General features: G+C 51.2%; 19 protein-coding genes and 2 tRNA genes. 19 read left to right on the forward strand and 2 right to left on the reverse strand.

Annotated features, from left to right (window positions below):
* Nucleotides 1-118: 118 nt before the first annotated feature.
* Nucleotides 119-595: a transcription elongation factor GreA gene (greA, locus tag O3S68_RS13250; protein WP_017457342.1), complete on the forward strand. Its 477-nt coding sequence runs from the start codon at nt 119-121 to the stop codon at nt 593-595.
* 152 nt (nt 596-747) lie between these two features.
* Here the strand turns inward: greA and yhbY are convergent, their stop codons facing one another.
* Nucleotides 748-1041 carry a ribosome assembly RNA-binding protein YhbY gene (gene yhbY, locus O3S68_RS13255; RefSeq protein ID WP_007369919.1) on the reverse strand — a complete coding sequence of 98 codons (294 nt, stop codon included), beginning with the start codon at nt 1039-1041 and terminating at the stop codon, nt 748-750.
* Nucleotides 1042-1159: 118 nt separating this feature from the next.
* Between yhbY and rlmE the strand changes: the two genes are divergently transcribed.
* The 10 genes from rlmE to O3S68_RS13305 all read left to right on the forward strand — a co-directional run bounded on the left by rlmE (nt 1160) and on the right by O3S68_RS13305 (nt 12406).
* Nucleotides 1160-1786 (forward strand): 23S rRNA (uridine(2552)-2'-O)-methyltransferase RlmE, encoded by a 627-nt coding sequence (gene rlmE, locus O3S68_RS13260; protein ID WP_020455430.1) that lies wholly within the window; start codon nt 1160-1162, stop codon nt 1784-1786.
* A 102-nt stretch (nt 1787-1888) separates the two neighbouring features.
* Nucleotides 1889-3820 carry an ATP-dependent zinc metalloprotease FtsH gene (ftsH, locus tag O3S68_RS13265; RefSeq protein WP_017457344.1) on the forward strand — a complete coding sequence of 644 codons (1932 nt, stop codon included), beginning with the start codon at nt 1889-1891 and terminating at the stop codon, nt 3818-3820.
* A gap of 98 nt (nt 3821-3918) precedes the next feature.
* A complete protein-coding gene (gene folP / locus O3S68_RS13270) occupies nt 3919-4767 on the forward strand; it encodes a dihydropteroate synthase (RefSeq protein ID WP_071925233.1) in 849 nt (282 codons plus the stop codon).
* Nucleotides 4760-6100, forward strand: a complete 1341-nt coding sequence (glmM, locus tag O3S68_RS13275; protein WP_017457346.1) for a phosphoglucosamine mutase — start codon at nt 4760-4762, stop codon at nt 6098-6100. Before folP ends, glmM begins: the two co-directional genes overlap by 8 nt.
* Nucleotides 6101-6324: 224 nt before the next feature.
* A complete protein-coding gene (gene secG, locus O3S68_RS13280) occupies nt 6325-6657 on the forward strand; it encodes a preprotein translocase subunit SecG (protein ID WP_020455428.1) in 333 nt (110 codons plus the stop codon).
* 12 nt (nt 6658-6669) lie between these two features.
* A tRNA-Leu gene (locus O3S68_RS13285) sits at nt 6670-6756 on the forward strand.
* A gap of 661 nt (nt 6757-7417) precedes the next feature.
* Nucleotides 7418-8077, forward strand: a complete 660-nt coding sequence (locus O3S68_RS13290; RefSeq protein WP_020455427.1) for a hypothetical protein — start codon at nt 7418-7420, stop codon at nt 8075-8077.
* A 59-nt stretch (nt 8078-8136) separates the two neighbouring features.
* Nucleotides 8137-8658 carry a CS1 type fimbrial major subunit gene (locus O3S68_RS13295; protein WP_269231711.1) on the forward strand — a complete coding sequence of 174 codons (522 nt, stop codon included), beginning with the start codon at nt 8137-8139 and terminating at the stop codon, nt 8656-8658.
* Nucleotides 8659-9023: 365 nt separating this feature from the next.
* The gene (locus tag O3S68_RS13300; RefSeq protein WP_233500425.1) at nt 9024-11120 is read left to right on the forward strand and encodes a TcfC E-set like domain-containing protein; all 2097 of its coding nucleotides are present in this window, start codon (nt 9024-9026) and stop codon (nt 11118-11120) included.
* A complete protein-coding gene (locus O3S68_RS13305; RefSeq protein ID WP_269231712.1) occupies nt 11117-12406 on the forward strand; it encodes a hypothetical protein in 1290 nt (429 codons plus the stop codon). Before O3S68_RS13300 ends, O3S68_RS13305 begins: the two co-directional genes overlap by 4 nt.
* 122 nt (nt 12407-12528) lie before the next feature.
* On the opposite strand, the gene argG is transcribed toward O3S68_RS13305, so the two are convergent.
* Nucleotides 12529-13875, reverse strand: coding sequence for an argininosuccinate synthase (gene argG / locus O3S68_RS13310; RefSeq protein WP_020455416.1), 1347 nt, complete (start codon nt 13873-13875; stop codon nt 12529-12531).
* A gap of 377 nt (nt 13876-14252) precedes the next feature.
* Here argG and O3S68_RS13315 point away from each other — a divergent pair.
* From O3S68_RS13315 to pnp, 8 genes are all read left to right on the forward strand, one after another.
* Nucleotides 14253-14329, forward strand: a tRNA-Met gene (locus tag O3S68_RS13315).
* A gap of 208 nt (nt 14330-14537) precedes the next feature.
* Nucleotides 14538-14990 (forward strand): ribosome maturation factor RimP, encoded by a 453-nt coding sequence (gene rimP, locus O3S68_RS13320; protein WP_017457352.1) that lies wholly within the window; start codon nt 14538-14540, stop codon nt 14988-14990.
* Between the two features lie 29 nt (nt 14991-15019).
* Nucleotides 15020-16507, forward strand: a complete 1488-nt coding sequence (gene nusA / locus O3S68_RS13325) for a transcription termination factor NusA (RefSeq protein WP_017457353.1) — start codon at nt 15020-15022, stop codon at nt 16505-16507.
* A 24-nt stretch (nt 16508-16531) separates the two neighbouring features.
* Entirely contained in the window at nt 16532-19246 is a 2715-nt protein-coding gene (gene infB / locus O3S68_RS13330; protein ID WP_020455415.1) for a translation initiation factor IF-2, read from the forward strand.
* 132 nt (nt 19247-19378) lie between these two features.
* Nucleotides 19379-19780 carry a 30S ribosome-binding factor RbfA gene (gene rbfA, locus O3S68_RS13335; protein WP_017457355.1) on the forward strand — a complete coding sequence of 134 codons (402 nt, stop codon included), beginning with the start codon at nt 19379-19381 and terminating at the stop codon, nt 19778-19780.
* Nucleotides 19780-20727: a tRNA pseudouridine(55) synthase TruB gene (truB, locus tag O3S68_RS13340; protein WP_020455414.1), complete on the forward strand. Its 948-nt coding sequence runs from the start codon at nt 19780-19782 to the stop codon at nt 20725-20727. Before rbfA ends, truB begins: the two co-directional genes overlap by 1 nt.
* A 146-nt stretch (nt 20728-20873) precedes the next feature.
* Nucleotides 20874-21143, forward strand: coding sequence for a 30S ribosomal protein S15 (gene rpsO, locus O3S68_RS13345; protein WP_017457357.1), 270 nt, complete (start codon nt 20874-20876; stop codon nt 21141-21143).
* 244 nt (nt 21144-21387) lie between these two features.
* Nucleotides 21388-23523: a polyribonucleotide nucleotidyltransferase gene (pnp, locus tag O3S68_RS13350; protein ID WP_020455413.1), complete on the forward strand. Its 2136-nt coding sequence runs from the start codon at nt 21388-21390 to the stop codon at nt 23521-23523.

A 23523-nucleotide genomic window follows, 5' to 3' on the forward strand; every position in this document is an offset into this window, starting at 1 on the left:
TTTGTCCCCGGGTCAGTTTTCTTTTGCTCCTGCCCGACGGTATATGCCGGTGTACGGGGGAGGTAGATCAGATGGGGTGGGTTACCGCTCCCTACAGGAATGTTTAAGAGGTATAACAATGCAAGCTATTCCGATGACCTTACGTGGTGCCGAAAAATTGCGCGAAGAGCTGGAATTTCTGAAATCCGTTCGTCGCCCTGAAATCATCGCCGCCATCGCGGAAGCCCGCGAACATGGCGATCTGAAAGAGAATGCGGAATATCACGCAGCGCGTGAGCAGCAAGGCTTCTGCGAAGGGCGAATTAAAGATATTGAAGCAAAACTGTCTAATGCACAGGTGATCGACATTTCTAAAATGCCGAAAAGCGGTCGTGTCATTTTTGGTTCTACTGTTACGGTATTGAACCTCGATAATGACGAAGAGCAGACTTATCGCATTGTTGGCGATGATGAAGCCGACTTTAAACAGAACCTAATTTCAGTCAACTCGCCTATTGCCCGCGGCCTGGTAGGTAAAGAGCAGGACGATGTGGTGGTGATTCGCACGCCGGGCGGCGAAGTGGAATACGAAATCATCAAAGTGGAATATCTTTGATCGCTGCCTTCGCGTCGATTGTTGACGGATTGTAAAGAAAAGAAAAAGGCCGCGCTGCGGCCTTTTATGAATTCCGGGAGCGTGGCATTTTGCACGTCTGCTGGCGGAAACCCCTCGTTTTACACAGATTTTGTGTTCAATTCAGGATATCCTTAGCGTGGCAGCGAAATTTTACGCTCCGCGGTTGGGCGATAAAGCACCAGCGTTTTACCGATGACCTGTACGTTGCAGGCGCCGGTTTCGCGAACGATAGCTTCCACGATCAAGGTCTTAGTTTCTCTGTCTTCAGAGGCAATTTTCACCTTGATAAGTTCATGGTGCTCTAGCGCTTGTTCAATCTCGGCCAGTACCCCTTCGGTCAAACCATTATTGCCAAGCATAACTACCGGCTTGAGCGGATGTGCCAGACCTTTCAGGTGCTGTTTTTGTTTAGTACTCAGATTCATCGTATATTTTGCTTACGTTGGGATTGAAAACGGGTCATTCTACCGCCATCTCCACTGTATCGCCAAATTGCGCGTCGAAATTTCTCGATGTCGACGATGAACCCGGATGGAAAGTTAAATGACAGGTAAAAAGCGTTCTGCCAGTTCGAGCCGCTGGCTTCAGGAACACTTTAGCGATAAATATGTTCAACAGGCGCAGAAAAAAGGGTTGCGTTCCCGTGCCTGGTTTAAACTTGATGAAATACAGCAAAGTGACAAACTTTTTAAGCCGGGTATGACGGTCGTCGACTTGGGCGCAGCCCCTGGTGGATGGTCGCAATATGCGGTCACGCAGATTGGTGGTAATGGTCGTATCATCGCTTGTGATCTTTTACCGATGGATCCAATCGTTGGTGTGGACTTCCTTCAGGGCGATTTTCGTGATGAATTAGTTCTGAAAGCGTTACTGGATCGCGTTGGCGACAGTAAAGTTCAGGTTGTCATGTCAGATATGGCACCGAATATGAGCGGTACGCCTGCTGTTGATATACCCCGTTCCATGTATCTGGTGGAGCTGGCGCTGGAGATGTGCCGTGATGTGTTGGCGCCTGGCGGAAGTTTTTTAGTGAAAGTGTTCCAGGGCGAAGGTTTCGATGAGTATCTCACCGAAATTCGCTCCCTGTTTACGAAGGTTAAAGTGCGTAAACCGGACTCTTCACGTGCGCGTTCACGTGAAGTGTATATTGTAGCGACCGGGCGAAAATGATACCCCGTCGATTTCGGCCTCTGGTTTGAAAGAGATGGGTTATGTTGTATCCTGACGCTGTTTTTAACACAGTTGTAATATGAGGTTAATCCCTTGAGTGACATGGCGAAAAACCTAATACTCTGGCTGGTCATTGCCGTCGTGCTGATGTCAGTATTCCAGAGCTTTGGGCCCAGCGAGTCGAATAGCCGTAAGGTGGACTATTCTACCTTCCTGCAAGAGGTCAACCAGGACCAGGTTCGCGAAGCGCGTATCAACGGACGTGAGATCAACGTTACCAAGAAAGATAGTAACCGTTACACGACTTACATCCCTGTCCAGGATCCGAAACTGCTCGACAACCTGGTGACGAAAAACGTCAAAGTTGTCGGTGAACCGCCGGAAGAGCAGAGCGTGCTGACGACCATCTTTATCTCATGGTTCCCGATGCTGCTGCTGATTGGGGTCTGGATTTTCTTTATGCGTCAGATGCAGGGCGGCGGTGGCAAAGGTGCCATGTCGTTCGGCAAGAGCAAGGCGCGTATGCTTACGGAAGATCAGATCAAAACGACTTTCGCTGACGTTGCCGGTTGCGACGAAGCAAAAGAAGAAGTTGGCGAACTGGTTGAATATCTGCGTGAGCCGAGCCGTTTCCAGAAACTGGGCGGTAAAATCCCGAAAGGCGTCCTGATGGTCGGTCCTCCGGGTACGGGTAAAACGCTGCTGGCGAAAGCGATCGCCGGTGAAGCGAAAGTACCGTTCTTCACCATTTCCGGTTCTGACTTTGTAGAAATGTTCGTTGGTGTCGGCGCATCTCGCGTACGCGACATGTTCGAGCAAGCGAAGAAAGCAGCACCATGCATTATCTTCATCGATGAAATCGACGCTGTAGGCCGTCAGCGTGGTGCGGGTCTTGGTGGTGGTCACGATGAACGTGAACAGACGCTGAACCAGATGCTAGTTGAGATGGATGGTTTCGAAGGTAACGAAGGTATTATCGTTATCGCCGCGACGAACCGTCCGGACGTACTCGACCCTGCTTTGTTGCGCCCGGGGCGTTTTGACCGCCAGGTTGTTGTCGGTCTGCCGGACGTTCGCGGCCGTGAGCAGATCCTGAAAGTCCATATGCGCCGTGTGCCCCTGTCGCCGGATATCGATGCGGCAATCATCGCACGCGGGACTCCAGGCTTCTCCGGTGCCGATTTGGCGAACCTGGTCAACGAAGCCGCGCTGTTTGCCGCTCGTGGCAACAAACGCGTTGTGTCGATGGTCGAGTTTGAAAAAGCGAAAGACAAAATCATGATGGGTGCGGAACGCCGCTCCATGGTGATGACCGAAGCGCAGAAAGAGTCCACGGCATACCACGAAGCAGGCCATGCGATTATTGGTCGTCTGGTGCCGGAACACGATCCGGTGCATAAAGTGACGATCATTCCGCGCGGCCGTGCGCTGGGTGTGACGTTCTTCCTGCCGGAAGGTGATGCGATTAGCGCCAGTCGTCAGAAACTGGAAAGCCAGATTTCAACGCTGTACGGTGGCCGTCTGGCAGAAGAGATCATCTATGGCGTTGAACATGTTTCTACCGGTGCGTCGAACGATATTAAAGTCGCGACCAACCTGGCACGTAACATGGTCACCCAGTGGGGCTTCTCCGACAAACTCGGTCCGCTGCTTTACGCGGAAGAGGAAGGCGAAGTATTCCTCGGCCGTAGCGTTGCAAAAGCGAAACATATGTCCGATGAAACCGCACGAATCATCGACCAGGAAGTGAAATCGCTTATTGAACGTAACTACAATCGCGCACGTCAGTTGCTCAATGAAAATATGGATATTCTGCATGCGATGAAAGATGCTCTGATGAAATATGAGACCATCGATGCACCGCAGATTGATGACCTGATGTCACGTCGTGATGTTCGTCCGCCAGCAGGTTGGGAAGAACCTGGCACGAACAACTCTGACAATAATGGTACGCCGCGAGCGCCGCGTCCGGTCGATGAACCGCGTACGCCAAACCCGGGCAATACCATGTCAGAACAGCTGGGCGACAAATAAGTATTTGCGCTGATGATCTGCTTTTAATGAAAACCCCGGGGCTTGCTCCGGGGTTTTTCTTTTAATTTCTAACTGCCACAACCTCAGGATTTTTAGTCATGAAACTCCATGCTCAGGGCTCAACACTGGATTTGTCACATCCCCATGTAATGGGCATCCTCAATGTAACGCCGGATTCTTTTTCTGATGGCGGTGCACATAACACATTGATTGAGGCGGTAAAGCACGCGAACCTGATGATCAATGCGGGAGCGACAATTGTGGATATCGGCGGGGAATCGACGCGTCCTGGGGCGGCCGATGTTAGCGTAGAAGAGGAACTTGAACGCGTAATCCCGGTTGTTGAAGCTATTGCACAGCGTTTTGAGGTATGGATTTCTGTCGATACATCAAAACCAGAGGTGATTCGTGAATCGGCGCGAGTAGGTGCACATATCATTAACGATATCCGCTCATTAACAGAACCTGGCGCACTGGAAGCAGCCGTGCAAACCGGGTTACCGGTTTGCCTGATGCATATGCAAGGCCAGCCAAAAACCATGCAGGAAGCGCCGAAATATGATGATGTGTTTGCCGACGTGAATCGCTTTTTTAGCGAACATATAGCACGATGCGAGCAGGCCGGGATCGCAAAAGAGAAATTGTTGCTCGACCCGGGATTCGGTTTCGGTAAAAATCTTTCCCACAATTATACATTGCTTGCCCGCCTGGCTGAGTTTCATCATTTTGGCTTACCTCTGCTGGTTGGAATGTCGCGTAAGTCGATGGTAGGCCAGCTACTCAATGTCGGTCCCTCCGAGCGGTTAAGCGGTAGTCTGGCTTGCGCAGTGATCGCGGCAATGCAAGGCGCGCACATTATTCGTGTTCACGATGTAAAAGAAACAGTAGAAGCTATGCGGGTGGTAGAAGCCACGCTGGCAGCGAAGGAAAACAAACGCTATGAGTAATCGTAAATATTTTGGCACCGATGGTATTCGCGGCCGCGTTGGCGACGCACCGATCACCCCTGATTTTGTGCTGAAGTTGGGTTGGGCTGCCGGGAAAGTACTGGCGCGTCATGGATCGCGTAAGATCATCATTGGTAAAGATACCCGTATTTCGGGTTATATGCTGGAATCAGCGCTGGAGGCCGGGCTTGCGGCGGCTGGTCTTTCTGCCTCCTTTACCGGGCCAATGCCAACGCCGGCGGTAGCTTACCTCACGCGCACATTTCGCGCAGAAGCGGGAATTGTAATTTCGGCTTCGCATAACCCTTTCTATGACAATGGCATCAAATTTTTCTCTATTGACGGTACAAAACTGCCGGATGCGGTAGAAGAGGCGATTGAAGCCGAGATGGAAAAGGAGCTGACTTGTGTCGACTCCGCTGAGCTGGGTAAAGCTAGCCGCATTGTTGATGCCGCAGGGCGATATATTGAGTTTTGTAAGGCCACCTTCCCCAATGAATTAAGTCTTAACGGCTTAAAAATCGTCGTTGATTGCGCTAATGGCGCAACTTATCACATTGCCCCGAGCGTCTTTCGCGAATTAGGCGCGAAAGTCATAGCCATTGGGTGTGAACCTGATGGTGTCAACATCAACGAAAAATGTGGTGCGACGGACGTGGCAGCACTGCAGCAGCGCGTTCTGGTTGAGAAAGCCGATTTGGGCATTGCCTTTGATGGCGACGGTGATCGCGTCATTATGGTCGATCATGAGGGTAACAAGGTCGATGGCGATCAAATCATGTATATCATTGCCCGCGAGGGGCTGCGCCAGGGGCAGCTGCGCGGTGGCGCAGTTGGCACACTCATGAGCAATATGGGGCTTGAACTGGCGCTTAAGCAACTGGGCATTCCCTTTGCGCGCGCGAAAGTTGGCGACCGTTATGTGCTGGAAAAAATGCAGGAGAAAGGCTGGCGTATCGGTGCTGAAAACTCCGGCCATGTAATTTTGCTGGATAAAACGACGACCGGAGACGGTATCGTGGCCGGTTTGCAGGTGGTTGCCGCAATGGTGCGTAACCACATGTCTCTGCATGATTTGTGCAGCGGTATGAAAATGTTCCCGCAGGTGCTGGTGAATGTACGTTTTACCGCAGGCATTGGCGATCCGCTGGAAGACGAGACGGTTAAGACGGTGACGGCAGAAGTGGAAGCGACGCTGGCTGGCCGCGGTCGTGTGTTGTTGCGTAAATCCGGTACTGAGCCGTTAATTCGCGTCATGGTAGAAGGTGAAGACGAGGCGCAAGTGACCTCGCTGGCGAATCGCATTGCCGACGCGGTTAAGGCTGTAAAATAGCGCGATAAGTGCTTAAAAAGGCGGCTGTTGCCGCCTTTTTAATAGCCCGGGATCGCAATTTTGCTGTTTTTTTCCGCACTTGATAAAATGCACTTAAATTGCCCTTGCGAAGGTCATTCGCTTTGGTTAGTATTCACACCCGCTTCAGTGGGAAAGCAATAAACATCCCACTTTTATTGGTTTGAAGCATTGGCTGCGGCAACCCCGCAAGGAACAGGTTGATTATGTACGAAGCTCTTTTAGTTGTTTTCCTTATTGTAGCGCTGGCTCTTGTTGGCCTGATTATGCTGCAGCAAGGTAAAGGCGCTGACATGGGAGCCTCCTTTGGCGCTGGCGCGTCCGGTACGCTGTTCGGTTCAAGTGGTTCTGGTAACTTCATGACCCGTACGACTGCTGTGCTGGCAACACTGTTCTTTATTATTAGCCTTGTGTTGGGCAACATTAACAGCAATAAAACCAATAAAGGAAGCGAGTGGGATAATCTGAGTGCACCGGCTAAGAGTGAACAAACTCAGCCTGCAGCTCCGGCGCAGCCGACCAGCGATATCCCGCACTAAGAAGTAAGTCGTGCCGAGGTGGTGGAATTGGTAGACACGCTACCTTGAGGTGGTAGTGCCCGATTGGGCTTACGGGTTCAAGTCCCGTCCTCGGTACCAATATTCCGGAAAAAAGACATCGTAAGATGTCTTTTTTTTTGCCTGTTATTGACTACACTGCCAAACCTTCTTCCTTCTTCCTTCTTCCTTCTTCCTTCTTCCTTCTTCCTTCTTCCTTCTTCCTTCTTCCTTCTTCCTTCTTCAAACCTTCAAACCTTCAAACCTTCAAACCTTCAAACCTTCAAACCTTCAAACCGCCAAACCGCCAACTTCTATCCTTAAGCTTCTAACCCTTTCTGGGTATATCTGGTGGCAATTTTCTTCCACGCTTATTAATTCAAGGATTAATGCAGGAAACTCGTGCTGTGCAAGGCGCTAGCCTCCATGTTTTAACAAAGGCTGGTTAAAGGACAAGTCAGGAGGTACATTAAAAATATATTAATCTTATAAATCATCGACATATATCACCTCAAAAATAGCAATTACTGGTCTGAGGAGTAAAATTGATCAAGATTCGGTTTTTAATAATTTATTAATCTGCATGTGTACGGTTGCTTTAATTTCGAGGCGTGATTATCGTTGCCTCGTTTTTAGCGTTGTCTGGATATTGAATATGTGTTGCGTTTCCTTATTAAGAAAGATTTCATCTGTTTCTCTGGCTCTTATATTCGGACTTAAGATGTCTGCGGCCTTCGCTCTCCCTGAAATAGGGATTGGAAGCATGTATGACACACTGACGCCTGATAAGCAGTCTATTTCTAAACGTATTTATAATACCGGGACATCCACGGCTTTTGTCCGCATCGATCTACTGGAAGTAAATATTGATAAAAGCGGGAAAGTTAAAGAAGCACCGGTAAAAGAGATTGCGGGTAATTCTTTACAGAAAGACAGACTTATTGTCACCCCGCTCAGAATGATTATCCCGCCTGGCGGATTCCAGGCCGCAAGATTTATGTGGCCAGGCGATCGCTCGGTTGAAAAATATTATCGAGTAAGGTTTGTTCCGGTTCTGCCAAAAACTGATGATGGCTTCGGATTAAATAATAAAGAAGTCGATGAATATCGTAAAAAAGCATTGAACGCAGGTCTGAATGTTTTATCTGGCTACGGCACATTAGTGATCGTTTTGCCTACAAAGCCTGTTTTTAATACGCAAATTGAATCGTCTTCACCGGCGGGAATTAAAGTAACAAACAAAGGCACCGCCACGATTGTTCTGGAGAATATCCGCAATTGCACCTCGTCTGGTACAGGGTGTAATAGCGCTACGCGTCTTTTCATCCTGCCTGGTAAAACGAAGGTAGTAGATAAACAGAAAGGGCGCAGTACTCTTTTCACCCTTATTGAAGGGGAAAACCAAAAGAAACTACGTTTCTAGTATTAAGAAGTAAGTTGCAAATAAGCAGTGTTGTATTCTTTAAATTGAAAGGATTTTCCATGTTGACTAATAAAATTGCAAAAGCTTGTCTCTTTGGTGGTGTTCTGTCTTTATCTGTATTAGGCAGCACAACGGCGATGGCCGCAAACCAACAAAGTTACAATATCGATGTTTTCGCTCATGTTCCTAGCGATGACTTTCAGGTTGAACCTGTAGAAAGCGGATGGATTAATCAGGCTCAAGAAATTGAGTATGATATTACAACGTCCAAATTAAAAGCATTTGAAAAACAGTTCCAGTATAAGAACGTTTCTGGCGGAATTCAGGCAACATTGATGAATACCGATTCTAATGGTGACGCTATTCTGTCAAACGGTACCGATATTATTCCTCTGAAAGTTGAATTTAACGGTGTTGAACTGAGCGATACGGCGCAAACCGTTGTTGACGATACCACAGCAAAAGCTGGCGGCCGTACTACTTTGCGCATTAGCCAGTCTGACTCTAAAGCTCTTACTGTGCAGGGTGATTTTACCGGCCAGGTAGCGATGATGTTTGAGGAAACGCTAGTTAATCCGTAACGTTTATTTCCGTTTATACCCTATAAGTTCATTATAAAAATATTATGAAAATATCATTAATACTTCTTGTTGCTGTTCCATTCGTTGTTTCGGCTGGTGATATGCAACTTGCTGCAAATATGAAAGGGCTGCCAGAAGATTTTAAGCGGTATTTTTATAATTCTGAAGTTGTCGTTCAGGTATATCTGAACGACAACTATATTTTCGATGCCAGTATTTCTCTGCGGGAAAATGGAGATATTAAACTCCTGCGAGTTATTGATGAGCAGCCAAATAGTGATCCCGCAACAAATGCAGTCTGGTCTGATTTTCTTCAGAAGGGTGTTGCCATAGGTAAATGCACAGAGTCTTGCCCGTCCGGACTCATGCAGGTTGTTTATTCTCTTGATAACTCCGCGTTAAAACTTTACACCGCTAATTATGAAACCAGCCAGGTCGTCAGCCGTTATTTGTCAGTGCCAGATGACGCACCGACCGGGTTGATTATGAATAACAGCCTCTCAATCACCGACACGGCTTCAATGCGCAGTTGGGGGATTAACTCATCTTTAACCTCTTCACTGGGCGGCTGGAGTCAACAAGCGGCGTTCCAGTCTTCAGGCACTGACGGTGAGTATCAGTACAGGAATTACAGTCTCTATCAGCTTTTCACCCAAAAAGAGTTTAAAGGCAGCTTTTTGCGTCTGGGTGTGTTTACTCCTGACAGCGATAACGGCAACGTCCAGACCGCGGGGTTTGGCAATGATACTGTTATTGGCGGCATGTGGGGAACATCGGACGCCTTGCTCGCAACCACCGACAGTGTGAGTGCGTGGCCTGTCTATGTGACGGGGCGCAATCAGTCCGTTGCTGAAGTCTGGCGCAATGGCCAAATGATCCGTACTCAGCAATTACAGGCGGGCGTACAGGCGCTGGATACCCGCCCTCTACCGCTTGGTATTTATGATATTACGATCAAAATTATCGAAAATGGCCAGGTGGTTGATACTCAGGAAGCCCAGATTTTTAAGGCGCAGGGTTGGAATAACCCTGACAAACGCTGGCGTATGAATCTCTGGGGCGGCCAACGTCGCGCGCTGGCAAGTGGCGATGTGAGCGCGGAGGATAAGAATCCCTTTGCGGCTGGCGCGGGTATGGAATGGCTGGTCAATCCCCTGGCGACCGTTGGACTTTCCGGCGCGATGTCTCTTAAAGAGCGTCGTCTGCGGATGCGCACCAACATTACGCTTTCGCAAGACGATCGCTTTTTTGCGCAGTACACGCTGGGTAATTCGCAATATCAAGCGAATCAGGACACAGATCTCCGCTATTACCGCAATTTATATGCGGGCGGTTCCGCCAGCCTTTACTGGCGTTCTACGCTTAGCGATGTTTATGGAAGGCGCGTTCGTACCCGTCAGGCAGGTCAAACGTGGGGTGCCTCTTTGTCGTCCCGATTGCCGGGAGGCTCTTCGCTGATTCTCAATACGCAATATATTGATACCCCCTGGCGTAAAGGAACCGCGGCGGATGTTTCGTGGAGTACGCAAACACGCCTCTTTGATCGCAGTACCACTTTCCGCATGAGCGCTTATGACCGTCCGGGCTTTGATAATGATCGCCGCGATCGGGGTGTCTCTTTTAGCGTGTCGATCGCCTTGTCTCCCTCCGAAGAACATTCGGTATCTTTGAGCACCGGCCTGGAACAGGATCAGAGTTATTCCAGCCTGCAGTATCAATGGGAACCAAAAGATAAAGGGACGCTGCGCAACTTAGGCGGCGGTGTTTCCTTGAGTGCTGCGGATACTACGTTGAATGGCAATGGCGCAGTGGATACCCCCTGGATAAACGGTAACTTCTACGCGCAGCACAGTATGCGGAGCAAAACGAATATTGCAGGCGCGAACCTAAGCCAGGTGCTGGTTATGGGCGGCGGTAAGGTCGCGTCCGTCAATGGCAACAACAGTGGCATGCAGTCTGCGGTGATTGTGGATATGGATGCTGACGATAAAAACACCCGTATCCTCGCAACGGGCAATATGAGCGAACTGCGTCTGAAACCAGGCCGCAATATTTTGCCGGCGGAGCTCTGGAAAAGAAGCGATATCCAGTTTAGCGCCCCCGGTGGCGACAGTGTGCAGGTGTTCCCGGAGCGCCAGACTATCCAGATGAATCGCGGTAGCGTTCAGTATGTGAACATCAAAACAGTGAAGACCTTAACCCTGATTAGCATGCTGCAGAATGCGCAAGGCCAGCTGATTAAAAACCGCTACGTCAAAAGCGATGTCGCGCAGGCCATGGTGAATGCGGAAGGGGTATTGACGCTGGACTCCGGTGTCACAAATCGCCAGTTAACGGTTCCGGCAGAAAATGGCGAGCCAGAACTGCACTGCGAAATTCCAGCCGGGTTGGATCCCAATAAGAGAGTGCAGTTTATCAGCGCGCTTAAATGCCAGCAGGTCGGTTCAGGTGCAACGAAATGAAACAGATTGCACTGAGCTTATTTACGGGGATGGCGCTACTTGCCGGTAGCGCAACGGTGATGGCTGCCACGATGGAGATTACCGCGTCATTTACGCCATCGCTGGAAAACCCGGAAAATAACACTTTCACCAACACCACGCCCGCGGGTGGGTACTGTACGGATTATCCTGAGCAGTGTCTTAATTTGAAAACATTCAGTATCTCCATGGGTGGAATAACCGCATCGCTGGCGACGGCAGGCTTCACGGCCAATTCTGACCCCAGGATGGGCGTCTATTTAAGGATGCCGGGCGCATGGCGGGATATAACATTAACCAACCAGGAGGATGGATCCCATACCATTGTTCGTTTCAGAGTCGGTGGATTTGGTGCAGTGTTAAATACACATAATGCATGGACTATCGATGATTATAAGGGATCCTGGTCCGGTGGAAGCTTTGTTAATGCCCCCTCACCCTGCATGTTTTCCGGTGTAGGGGCATATACAACCAGATACTATCGTTTTATGTGGCGATGGCCAGCCGACAATGCGGCCTGTTATAAAGTGGCAAAAATACCGCTGACGGGTGAGCCTTACTTAATTAATGACACCAGCATCATGTATGAGCTGCAAACACCGGAGCCGCTGAAATTAACCTCAGGGCTTTATGAAGGCACCTTATCCCTGACGGTGGGTCCCGGCGGCGATATTGATTTCGGTGATAATTTTCAGGCTTCCGACAATCAGTTAAACCTTCACTTTTCCCTGAGCGTAAACCACGAGCTGAAGCTCACCACCACCCCGGAAAACCAGTCAGTGTCCCTGCAGCCCTGTGCGGCCGGAAAAATTTGTACCGCTGACGAAGGGGAGGCCAACTGGGAACGCTGGATGGTTAACTGGGAACGCTGGATGGTTTCCCGCGTGACGCCGCAACTGACGGGGAGAAGCGCGTTTACGCTCTCCAGTTCCGGTGGGTTCACCGTTTTCCTGGACTGCGCCGATCAGATAGGTAAGGAGTGCGCGCTTACCAGCGATAACAGCGGGCAACAGGTGCCGATGAAGGTGACGATCAACATGCCGGAGAATGTGGTGGATATGCAGACCGGCTCCACGGTAAGCGGCAGACCGCTTTTCATTGGCAAAACTGCGAACCAAAACGAGTTCACCGCCAAAGTCTATGGCGCAGATAAACCCGGCAGTATCGATTTCCTGGTGCGCCAGAAAGACGTGGACACCATGCTGTCGACGCGCCCGGACACCTACCGCGGTGCGGTGAGCGTGATTTTTGATCCGAATATCTATTGAGGATATGGAACGCCCATCCTGGCGGGAGAAAGCGAACCGGCTTGATAAATGTTGTTAAGCTGAAGCGATAACTTAAAGCAGAGAATCGTGCCTGCAAGGCAGGCACGAAGATGCAGGGAGACTTATTTTTTCTCGCTGTTTTCCAGGTTTTCTACCTGAGGCAGGCCATTCCCGGCCGTGGTGGAAAGCAGACCGGTTTGCACGTAGTTGAACAGTTTCTCACGGGTATCGGTAATATCCAGATTGCGCATCGTCAGTTGACCGATACGGTCATCCGGGGAGAACACGGACTCGCCTTTTTCCATCGTCAGACGCTCTGCTTTGTAGGTCAGATTGTCGGAAACGGTATTCAGAATCGAATAATCATTGCCGCGACGCAGCTCCAGCGTGACTTCACCCGTGATGGCGCTTGCTACCCAGCGTTGCAGGGAGTCACGCAGCATCAATGCTTGCGGATCGAACCAGCGGCCCTGGTACAGCAAGCGACCAAGCTGGCGGCCATGGGCGTGATATTGCTCAATAGTGTCTTCGTTGTGGATACCGGTCAGCAGACGTTCGTAAGCGATATGCAGCAACGCCATCCCCGGGGCTTCGTAAATACCGCGGCTTTTCGCTTCGATAATACGGTTCTCAATCTGATCGCTCATTCCCAGACCGTGACGGCCACCGATGCGATTGGCTTCCAGCATCAGTTCAACATCGTCAGTGAAGGTTTTGCCGTTCAGCGCAACCGGATGACCGCGCTCAAAACGTACGGTAACTTCTTCCGCCGGGATTTTGACATTCTCATCCCAGAATTTAACCCCCATGATTGGGTTAACAATCTTCACGCTGGAATTGAGGAACTCTAAATCTTTCGCTTCGTGCGTTGCGCCCAGCATGTTGGAGTCAGTCGAGTAGGCTTTTTCTGCCGACATTTTGTAGTCGAAACCAGAAGCAACCATGAATTCGGACATTTCCTGACGGCCGCCGAGTTCATCAATAAAGTCGGTATCCAGCCACGGCTTATAGATTTGCAACTCGGCGTTAGTCAGAAGGCCGTAGCGATAGAAACGCTCAATATCGTTGCCTTTATAGGTGCTGCCGTCGCCCCAGATATTCACACCATCTTCTTTCATTGCCGCAACCAGCATCGTGCCGGTTACCGCGCGGCCCAGCGGCGTGGTGTTAAAATAAGTCAGACCACCTGTCGTATTATGAAAAGCGCCGCACTGGATGGCGGCAATGCCTTCGGCGACCAGCTGTTTACGGCAGTCGATTAGGCGAGCATTTTCCGCACCGTACTCCTTTGCGCGACGGGGAATGGCGTCATAGTCATCCTCGTCCGGTTGACCCAGGTTCGCAGTGTATGCATAAGGAACCGCGCCTTTTTGGCGCATCCACAGCAGCGCTGCGCTGGTGTCCAGTCCGCCGGAGAAAGCGATGCCGATACGTTGACCTGCGGGAAGATGCTTGAGAATCGTCGTCATAAAAAAATCCCTGCTTGATAGACCGATGGTGAGAGACTTAACAGCCACGCCATACTCTTTGTGCCATCCGACCAGAACAATTAGTGAATGGTTATGCAAAATAAGTGAGTTTTCATTTAATCATCTTTTGACGATGACCGGAAGAGAAGAGTGCAATTTTCATTGCGATAGTGGTGAACACTGCTGTTTACATGCTTAAAAATAATACGCAACAAAATTGCATACGTCAGGGGCACAGGATGCTAACGCGCCACGGTTGACAGAACGGTATGTATATCAATATACTGCAGCCCGGTTTTACGTCCCGTCTTCGGTACCAAATCCCAGCATTATTTGCAAATTTGCACTCAAGCGAGTAGAATTTGCCACGTTTCAGGCGCGGGGTGGAGCAGCCTGGTAGCTCGTCGGGCTCATAACCCGAAGGTCGTCGGTTCAAATCCGGCCCCCGCAACCACTTTCCCTAAGTGTTCTTTTTCAAATATACTATGAAGACTTAACGCCTTCGCAGCTGGATTTGAAAAAAATACTCACGGAAGGTTCTCCAGGCCGCAGTTGCGGCTATAGGGTTCAGTTATTTAAAGCCCCGATTTATCGGGGTTTTTTGTTATCTGAGTACGAAATAACTGGGCTATACGCCCTTTTTTTATGTCTTGGGGGTGGACTTGTCCACATTAGAGCAAAAATTAACAGAGATGATTACGGCGCCGGTTGAAGCACTGGGCTATGAACTGGTCGGTATCGAGTTTGTGCGCGGGCGCACATCTACACTGCGCATCTATATTGATAGTGAAGATGGCATCAATGTTGATGATTGCGCTGATGTCAGCCACCAGGTCAGTGCGGTACTGGATGTTGAAGATCCGATTACCGTGGCTTACAACCTGGAGGTTTCCTCACCAGGTCTTGAGCGTCCTTTGTTTACGGCTGAGCACTATGCGCGCTTTAAGGGCGACGAAGTCTCGCTGGTTCTGCGTATGGCGGTTCAAAACCGTCGTAAATGGCAGGGCATCATTAAAGATGTCGATGGCGAGATGATCACCGTTACGGTCGAAGGTAAAGATGAAGTGTTCGCATTGAGCAATATTCAAAAAGCGAACCTGGTCCCCCACTTTTAACAGTCTGGATTTGAGGTGAAAGGCCCCCGATGAACAAAGAAATTTTGGCTGTTGTTGAAGCTGTTTCTAACGAAAAGTCGCTTCCGCGTGAAAAAATCTTTGAAGCGCTGGAAAGTGCTCTGGCTACAGCAACCAAGAAAAAATACGAACAAGAGATCGATGTTCGCGTAAGCATTGATCGTAAAAGCGGTGATTTCGACACGTTCCGTCGCTGGCTGATCGTTGAAGAAGTGACGCAGCCGACACGTGAGATCACCCTCGAAGCAGCGCGTTACGAAGATGAGAGCCTGAACCTCGACGACTATGTTGAAGATCAGATTGAATCCGTCACGTTTGACCGCATCACCACCCAGACCGCAAAACAGGTCATCGTACAGAAAGTACGTGAAGCTGAGCGCGCAATGGTGGTCGATCAGTTCCGCGAGCACGAAGGCGAAATCATCACCGGCGTGGTGAAGAAAGTGAACCGCGACAACATCACGCTGGATCTCGGCAACAACGCTGAAGCCGTTATCCTGCGCGAAGATATGCTGCCGCGTGAAAACTTCCGTCCGGGCGACCGCATCCGCGGTGTGCTGTACGCTGTGCGCCCTGAAGCGCGTGGTGCGCAGCTGTTCGTGACCCGTTCCAAACCGGAAATGCTGGTTGAACTGTTCCGCATTGAAGTGCCGGAAATCGGTGAAGAAGTTATCGAGATTAAAGCCGCAGCCCGCGATCCGGGTTCTCGCGCCAAAATCGCCGTGAAGACTAACGACAAGCGTATCGATCCGGTCGGCGCCTGCGTGGGTATGCGCGGTGCGCGTGTGCAAGCGGTTTCGACGGAACTTGGCGGTGAGCGTATTGATATCGTGCTGTGGGACGATAACCCGGCGCAGTTCGTTATCAACGCAATGGCACCGGCTGACGTTGCTTCTATCGTGGTGGATGAAGATAAACACACCATGGATATCGCCGTTGAGGCGGGCAACCTGGCGCAGGCTATCGGCCGTAATGGTCAGAACGTGCGCCTCGCGTCTCAGCTGAGCGGCTGGGAACTCAACGTCATGACCGTTGAGGATCTGCAGTCCAAGCATCAGGCTGAGGCTCATGCCGCGATTGACACCTTCACCCGCTACCTGGACATTGACGAAGATTTCGCCACCGTTCTGGTCGAAGAAGGTTTCTCTACGCTGGAAGAACTGGCCTATGTGCCAATCAAAGAGCTGCTGGAAATCGATGGTCTGGATGAAGACACCGTCGAAGCCCTGCGTGATCGTGCGAAAAACGCGCTGACCACTCTGGCACTGGCGCAGGAAGAAAGCCTCGGTAATAAAGAACCGGCTGAAGACCTGCTTAACCTGGAAGGTCTGGATCGCGCACTGGCTTTCAAACTGGCTGCTCGTGGTGTTTGTACGCTGGAAGACCTCGCTGAACAAGGTGTGGATGACCTGAGCGATATCGAAGGGTTAACCGATGAGAAAGCAGGTGAGCTCATCATGGCCGCACGTAATATTTGCTGGTTTGGCGACGAAGCGTAATAAACTGTAGCAGGAAGGAACAGCATGACAGATGTAACCGTAAAAACGCTGGCCGCTGAGATTCAAACCTCTGTGGACCGCCTGGTACAGCAATTTGCTGACGCAGGGATCCGCAAGTCCGCTGAAGACTCAGTGACGGCACAAGAAAAGCAGACGCTGTTAGCGCATTTGAACCGTGAGCACGGTTCTTCGCCTGACAAGCTGACTCTGCAGCGCAAGACGCGCAGTACATTAAGTATTCAGGGCACCGGTGGGAAAAGTAAATCGGTGCAGATCGAAGTCCGTAAAAAACGCACCTTTGTAAAACGCGATCCACAAGAGGCTGAACGTCTCGCTGCGGAAGAAGAGGCGATGCGTGAAGCGGAAGAGAAGGCCCGTCGTGAAGCAGAGGAAGCCGCTGAGCGCGAAGCCGAGGAAAAAGCCAAACGTGATGCCGAAGCTCGTGCGAAACGTGAAGCTGATGAAAAGGCTAAACGCGAAAATGCTGAAAATGCAAAACGCGAAGCTGCGGAAAATAGCAAAGTGAGCAACCAACAATCTGACGAAATGACCAGGACAGCCCAGGCGGAAAAAGCCCGCCGTGAATCCGAAGCGCAAGAACTTAAGCGCAAAGCGGAAGAAGAGGCTCGTCGTAAACTGGAAGAAAATGCGCGTCGCGTAGCGGAAGAAGCTCGTCGTATGGCTGAACAAAATGAAGCGAACTGGGCAGCTCCGGCAAGCGAAGAAGAAGAGACTACTGGTGACTACCATGTAACCACTTCTCAGCATGCCCGCCAGGCGGAAGATGATAACGACCGTGAAGTTGAAGGCGGTCGTGGTCGCAGCCGCACAGCAAAAGCAGCGCGTCCGAAGAAAGGCAACAAACACGCTGAAAGCAAAGCTGATCGTGAAGAAGCGCGTGCGGCAGTTCGTGGTGGTAAAGGCGGCCGTCAGCGTAAAGGTTCTGCTCTGCAGCAGGGCTTCCAGAAGCCAGCTCAAGCGGTTAACCGTGACGTCGTGATCGGCGAGACCCTGACCGTTGGCGAACTGGCTAACAAGATGGCGGTTAAAGGCTCTCAGGTCATCAAAGCGATGATGAAACTGGGCGCGATGGCGACCATCAACCAGGTTATTGACCAGGAAACTGCGCAACTGGTTGCTGAAGAGATGGGCCATAAAGTTATCCTGCGTCGTGAAAACGAGCTGGAAGAAGCGGTAATGAGCGACCGTGACACAGGTGCTGCAGCAGAACCGCGCGCACCAGTTGTGACCATTATGGGTCACGTTGACCACGGTAAAACCTCTCTGCTGGACTACATTCGTTCAACGAAAGTGGCCTCTGGCGAAGCGGGCGGCATTACTCAGCACATTGGTGCTTACCACGTTGAAACCGACAACGGCATGATCACCTTCCTGGATACCCCAGGCCACGCCGCGTTTACCGCAATGCGTGCCCGTGGTGCTCAGGCAACGGATATCGTGGTTCTGGTTGTTGCTGCCGATGACGGCGTGATGCCGCAAACTATCGAAGCTATCCAGCACGCGAAAGCGGCGCAGGTGCCGGTAGTGGTTGCCGTGAACAAGATCGATAAGCCTGAAGCCGATCCGGATCGCGTTAAAAACGAACTCTCTCAGTACGGCATCATTCCGGAAGAGTGGGGCGGCGAAAGCCAGTTCGTACACGTTTCCGCGAAAGCTGGTACCGGTATCGACGAACTGCTGGATGCGATCCTGCTGCAGGCCGAAGTTCTTGAGCTGAAAGCCGTACGTAAAGGTATGGCGAGCGGCGTGGTTATCGAATCCTTCCTCGATAAAGGTCGTGGTCCGGTGGCATCCGTGCTGGTGCGCGAAGGTACGCTGCATAAAGGCGATATCGTGCTGTGTGGCTTCGAATATGGCCGCGTGCGTGCGATGCGTGACGAACTGGGTCGCGAAGTAACCGAAGCTGGTCCGTCCATTCCGGTGGAAATCCTCGGTCTGTCCGGTGTTCCGGCTGCGGGTGATGAAGCGACTGTTGTGCGTGACGAGAAGAAAGCGCGTGAAGTGGCACTGTACCGTCAGGGCAAATTCCGCGAAGTTAAACTGGCGCGTCAGCAGAAATCCAAACTGGAAAACATGTTTGCCAACATGACCGAAGGCGAAGTTCACGAAGTGAACATCGTTCTGAAGGCCGACGTTCAGGGTTCTGTCGAAGCTATCTCCGATTCTCTGCTGAAACTGTCTACCGACGAAGTGAAAGTGAAGATCGTAGGTTCTGGCGTAGGTGGTATCACCGAAACCGACGCGACGCTGGCTGCTGCATCCAACGCGATTCTGGTTGGCTTTAACGTTCGTGCCGACGCTTCTGCGCGTCGCGTGATCGAAGCTGAAGGTCTGGATCTGCGTTACTACTCCGTCATCTATAACCTGATCGACGAAGTGAAAGCGGCAATGAGCGGTATGCTCTCTCCGGAGCTGAAACAGCAGATCATCGGTCTGGCGGAAGTTCGCGATGTGTTCAAATCGCCGAAATTCGGTGCGATCGCGGGCTGTATGGTTACCGAAGGTGTGGTTAAACGTCACAACCCAATCCGCGTTCTGCGCGACAACGTGGTTATCTATGAAGGCGAGCTGGAATCCCTGCGTCGCTTCAAAGATGACGTCAACGAAGTCCGTAACGGCATGGAATGTGGTATCGGCGTTAAGAACTACAATGATGTACGTACCGGCGATATGATCGAAGTGTTCGAGATTATTGAGATCCAACGTACTATTGAGTAATTCGCTTCGCTTTTCGGCTGCTAGCCAGCCGAAATGAAAAGTGGATGAACATTGCTGGCCGGGTAAGCGAAGCGCCTCCCGGCAAGAAATAGTAAAAGGGGCTACGGCCCCTTTTTAGTCTGGAGAATTATTATGGCGAAAGAATTTGGTCGCCCGCAGCGCGTGGCTCAGGAACTGCAAAAAGAGATTGCGATTATCCTGCAGCGCGAAATTAAAGATCCGCGTCTGGGTATGATGACCACCGTTTCTGGTGTCGAAGTTTCCCGCGATCTGGCTTATGCCAAAGTGTTTGTCACCTTCCTCAACGATAAAGACGAAGCATCCGTGAAAGCGGGTATCAAAGCGTTGCAGGATGCCTCTGGCTTTATTCGTTCCCTGTTGGGTAAAGCGATGCGTTTGCGTATCGTGCCGGAACTGACGTTCTTCTACGACAACTCGTTGGTGGAAGGGATGCGCATGTCCAATCTGGTGACCAGTGTGGTGAAACACGATGACGAACGTCGTGTGAACCCGGACGACAGCAAGGAGGACTGATGAGTCGTCCTCGTCGTCGCGGTCGCGACGTGCATGGCGTTCTGCTGCTGGATAAACAGCAGGGCGCTTCCAGCAATGATGTGCTGCAAAAAGTAAAGCGTCTTTATAACGCCAACCGTGCCGGACACACCGGAGCGCTTGATCCGCTGGCGACCGGTATGCTGCCGATTTGCCTGGGAGAAGCGACAAAGTTTTCCCAATATCTGCTGGATTCGGACAAACGTTATCGGGTTATTGCCCGCCTTGGGCAGCGTACCGATACGTCCGATGCGGATGGGCAAATCGTTGAAGAGCGTCCGTTGACCTTCAGTGCCGAACAACTGGCTACTGCGCTGGAGAGTTTTCGCGGTGATACGCAGCAAGTCCCGTCGATGTACTCTGCCCTGAAATATCAGGGAAAGAAGCTCTACGAGTATGCGCGTCAGGGCATTGAGGTTCCGCGTGAAGCGCGCCCAATTACGGTTTACGAGCTGTTATTTATCCGCCACGAAGGCAATGAACTTGAGCTGGAAATTCACTGTTCGAAAGGGACTTACATCCGTACCATCATTGATGATTTGGGTGAGAAACTGGGCTGCGGCGCACATGTTATCTATCTGCGTCGCCTGGCGGTGAGTAAGTATCCTGTTGAACGTATGGTGACGCTCGACAAGCTGCGCGAGCTGGTGGATCAAGCCGAGCAGCAGGGTATCCCGGCAGCACAACTGCTGGATCCGTTACTGATGCCAATGGACAGCCCGGCGTCAGATTTCCCGGCGGTTAACATTCCGTCAGTGGTCGCGGCATACTTCAAAAACGGTCAGCCGGTTCGGGCATCCGCTGCGCCAAAAGCAGGGCTGGTGCGCGTCACAGAAGGCGATGACGCAAAATTCATTGGTATGGGCGAAATGGACGACGAAGGTCGTGTTGCGCCCCGTCGTCTGGTGGTCGAGTATCCTGCACAATGACGGGCTTACCTTGCGGGAAACCGTGACTACGAGTAGAATATTGCCGCTTAACGCCGGGCTATGTATTTAACATCACCCGGCGTTAATCCTGAGGCCGCTGAATTAGAGATCGGCGCCTTTTCTTTTTTTTATCACTGGAGTTTAAAATGTCTCTAAGCGTTGAAGCTAAAGCAAAAATCGTTTCCGAGTTTGGTCGTGGTTCTAACGACAGCGGTTCTACCGAAGTTCAGGTTGCACTGCTGACTGCTCAGATCAACCACCTGCAGGGTCACTTTGCAGAGCACAAAAAAGATCACCACAGCCGTCGTGGTCTGCTGCGTATGGTTTCTCAGCGTCGTAAACTGCTCGACTATCTGAAACGTAAAGACGTTGCACGCTACACCGCGCTGATCGAGCGTCTGGGTCTGCGTCGCTAAGTCTGGCGAGTTTCAAGAAGGGGCCTACAAGGCCCCTTTTTTCAACCAGGCGGCAGCAATTGGCAGTAAACTAATGTATTGTTGCCAGGTATGATCTTCACTGCAGAGGTTCGCGCGGCTAATGAGAGGCTTTATCCGCAATGGGCGGGTTAGGGTTGTCATTAGTCGCGAGGATGCATGAAGATTCGGTTAAATTGTCAGCATGCCAAAGGTGTGCTGACTTTCATTAAGAAAGGACAGAACTTTGCTGAATCCGATCGTTCGTAAATTCCAGTATGGTCAACATACCGTCACGCTGGAAACCGGCATGATGGCGCGTCAGGCGACTGCTGCCGTTATGGTAAGCATGGATGACACCGCAGTATTCGTGACCGTTGTTGGCCAGAAAAAAGCAAAACCAGGTCAGGATTTCTTCCCGCTGACCGTTAACTATCAAGAGCGTACGTACGCTGCAGGTAAAATCCCTGGCGGTTTCTTCCGTCGTGAAGGCCGTCCGAGCGAAGGCGAAACGCTGATCGCGCGTCTGATTGACCGCCCGGTTCGCCCGCTGTTCCCGGAAGGGTTCGTGAACGAAGTGCAGGTTATCGCTACTGTGGTTTCCGTTAACCCGCAGGTTAACCCGGATATCGTAGCCATGATCGGTGCTTCCGCCGCGCTTTCACTGTCTGGTATTCCGTTCAATGGCCCGATTGGCGCCGCGCGTGTTGGCTATATCAACGACCAGTACGTTCTGAACCCAACTCAGGAAGAGCTGAAAGCAAGTAAGCTGGACCTGGTCGTAGCCGGTACTGAAGCCGCGGTTCTGATGGTTGAATCTGAAGCGGAACTGCTGAGTGAAGATCAGATGCTGGGTGCTGTGGTGTTTGGCCACGACCAGCAGCAGATTGTTATCCAGAACATCAACGAGCTGGTAAAAGAAGCAGGCAAACCGCGTTGGGACTGGCAGCCGGAAGCGGTAAACGAAGCGCTGAACGCGCGCGTTGCTGCGCTGGCAGAATCACGTTTGAGCGATGCGTATCGCATCACTGACAAACAAGAGCGTTATGCTCAGGTTGACGTGATCAAATCCGAAACCATCGCAACGCTGGTGGCAGAAGATGAAACCCTGGATGCCAATGAGCTGGGTGAAATCCTGCACGCTATCGAGAAAAACGTTGTTCGTAGCCGCGTACTGGCAGGCGAACCGCGTATCGATGGCCGCGAAAAAGATATGATCCGTGGTCTGGACGTTCGTACCGGTGTTCTGCCTCGCACCCATGGTTCCGCACTGTTTACCCGCGGCGAAACTCAGGCGCTGGTTACTGCAACTCTGGGTACCGCACGTGACGCGCAGATCATCGACGAGCTGATGGGCGAGCGCACTGACTCTTTCCTGTTCCATTACAACTTCCCTCCGTACTCCGTAGGGGAAACCGGGATGGTTGGTTCGCCGAAACGTCGTGAAATTGGTCACGGCCGTCTGGCTAAACGCGGCGTGCTGGCAGTAATGCCGGATGCTGATAAATTCCCGTACACCGTACGTGTGGTTTCTGAAATCACCGAATCGAACGGCTCTTCTTCTATGGCTTCCGTTTGTGGCGCATCTCTGGCGCTGATGGACGCAGGCGTACCGGTGAAAGCCGCCGTTGCGGGTATCGCAATGGGTCTGGTGAAAGAAGGCGACAACTTTGTTGTTCTGTCCGACATCCTGGGCGACGAAGATCACCTGGGTGATATGGACTTCAAAGTAGCGGGTTCCCGCGACGGTATCTCTGCGCTGCAGATGGATATCAAAATTGAAGGTATCACCAAAGAGATCATGCAGGTTGCGCTGAACCAGGCGAAAGGTGCTCGTCTGCATATTCTGGGTGTAATGGAGCAGGCGATTAACGCGCCGCGTGGTGATATCTCTGAATTTGCGCCGCGTATCCATACCATCAAAATTAATCCAGATAAGATCAAAGACGTTATCGGTAAAGGCGGCTCCGTCATTCGTGCGCTGACCGAAGAAACCGGCACCACCATCGAAATCGAAGATGATGGTACCGTGAAAATCGCAGCTACTGACGGCGACAAAGCGAAACATGCTATTCGCCGTATTGAAGAGATCACGGCTGAGATCGAAGTGGGCCGTGTCTATAGCGGTAAAGTGACCCGCATCGTTGACTTTGGCGCATTTGTTGCCATCGGCGGCGGTAAAGAAGGTCTGGTTCATATTTCTCAGATCGCGGACAAACGTGTTGAGAAAGTGACCGATTATCTGCAGATGGGCCAGGAAGTGCCGGTTAAAGTTCTGGAAGTTGACCGTCAGGGCCGTATTCGTCTGAGCATTAAAGAAGCGACTGAGCAGACTCAGCCTGTTGAAGCGTCGGAAGCGCCGCAAGCAGAGCAGGGCGAGTAA

Origin of the sequence: Kosakonia sp. SOY2 (genome assembly GCF_027109175.1) — a bacterium.
Taxonomy (GTDB): domain Bacteria; phylum Pseudomonadota; class Gammaproteobacteria; order Enterobacterales; family Enterobacteriaceae; genus Kosakonia.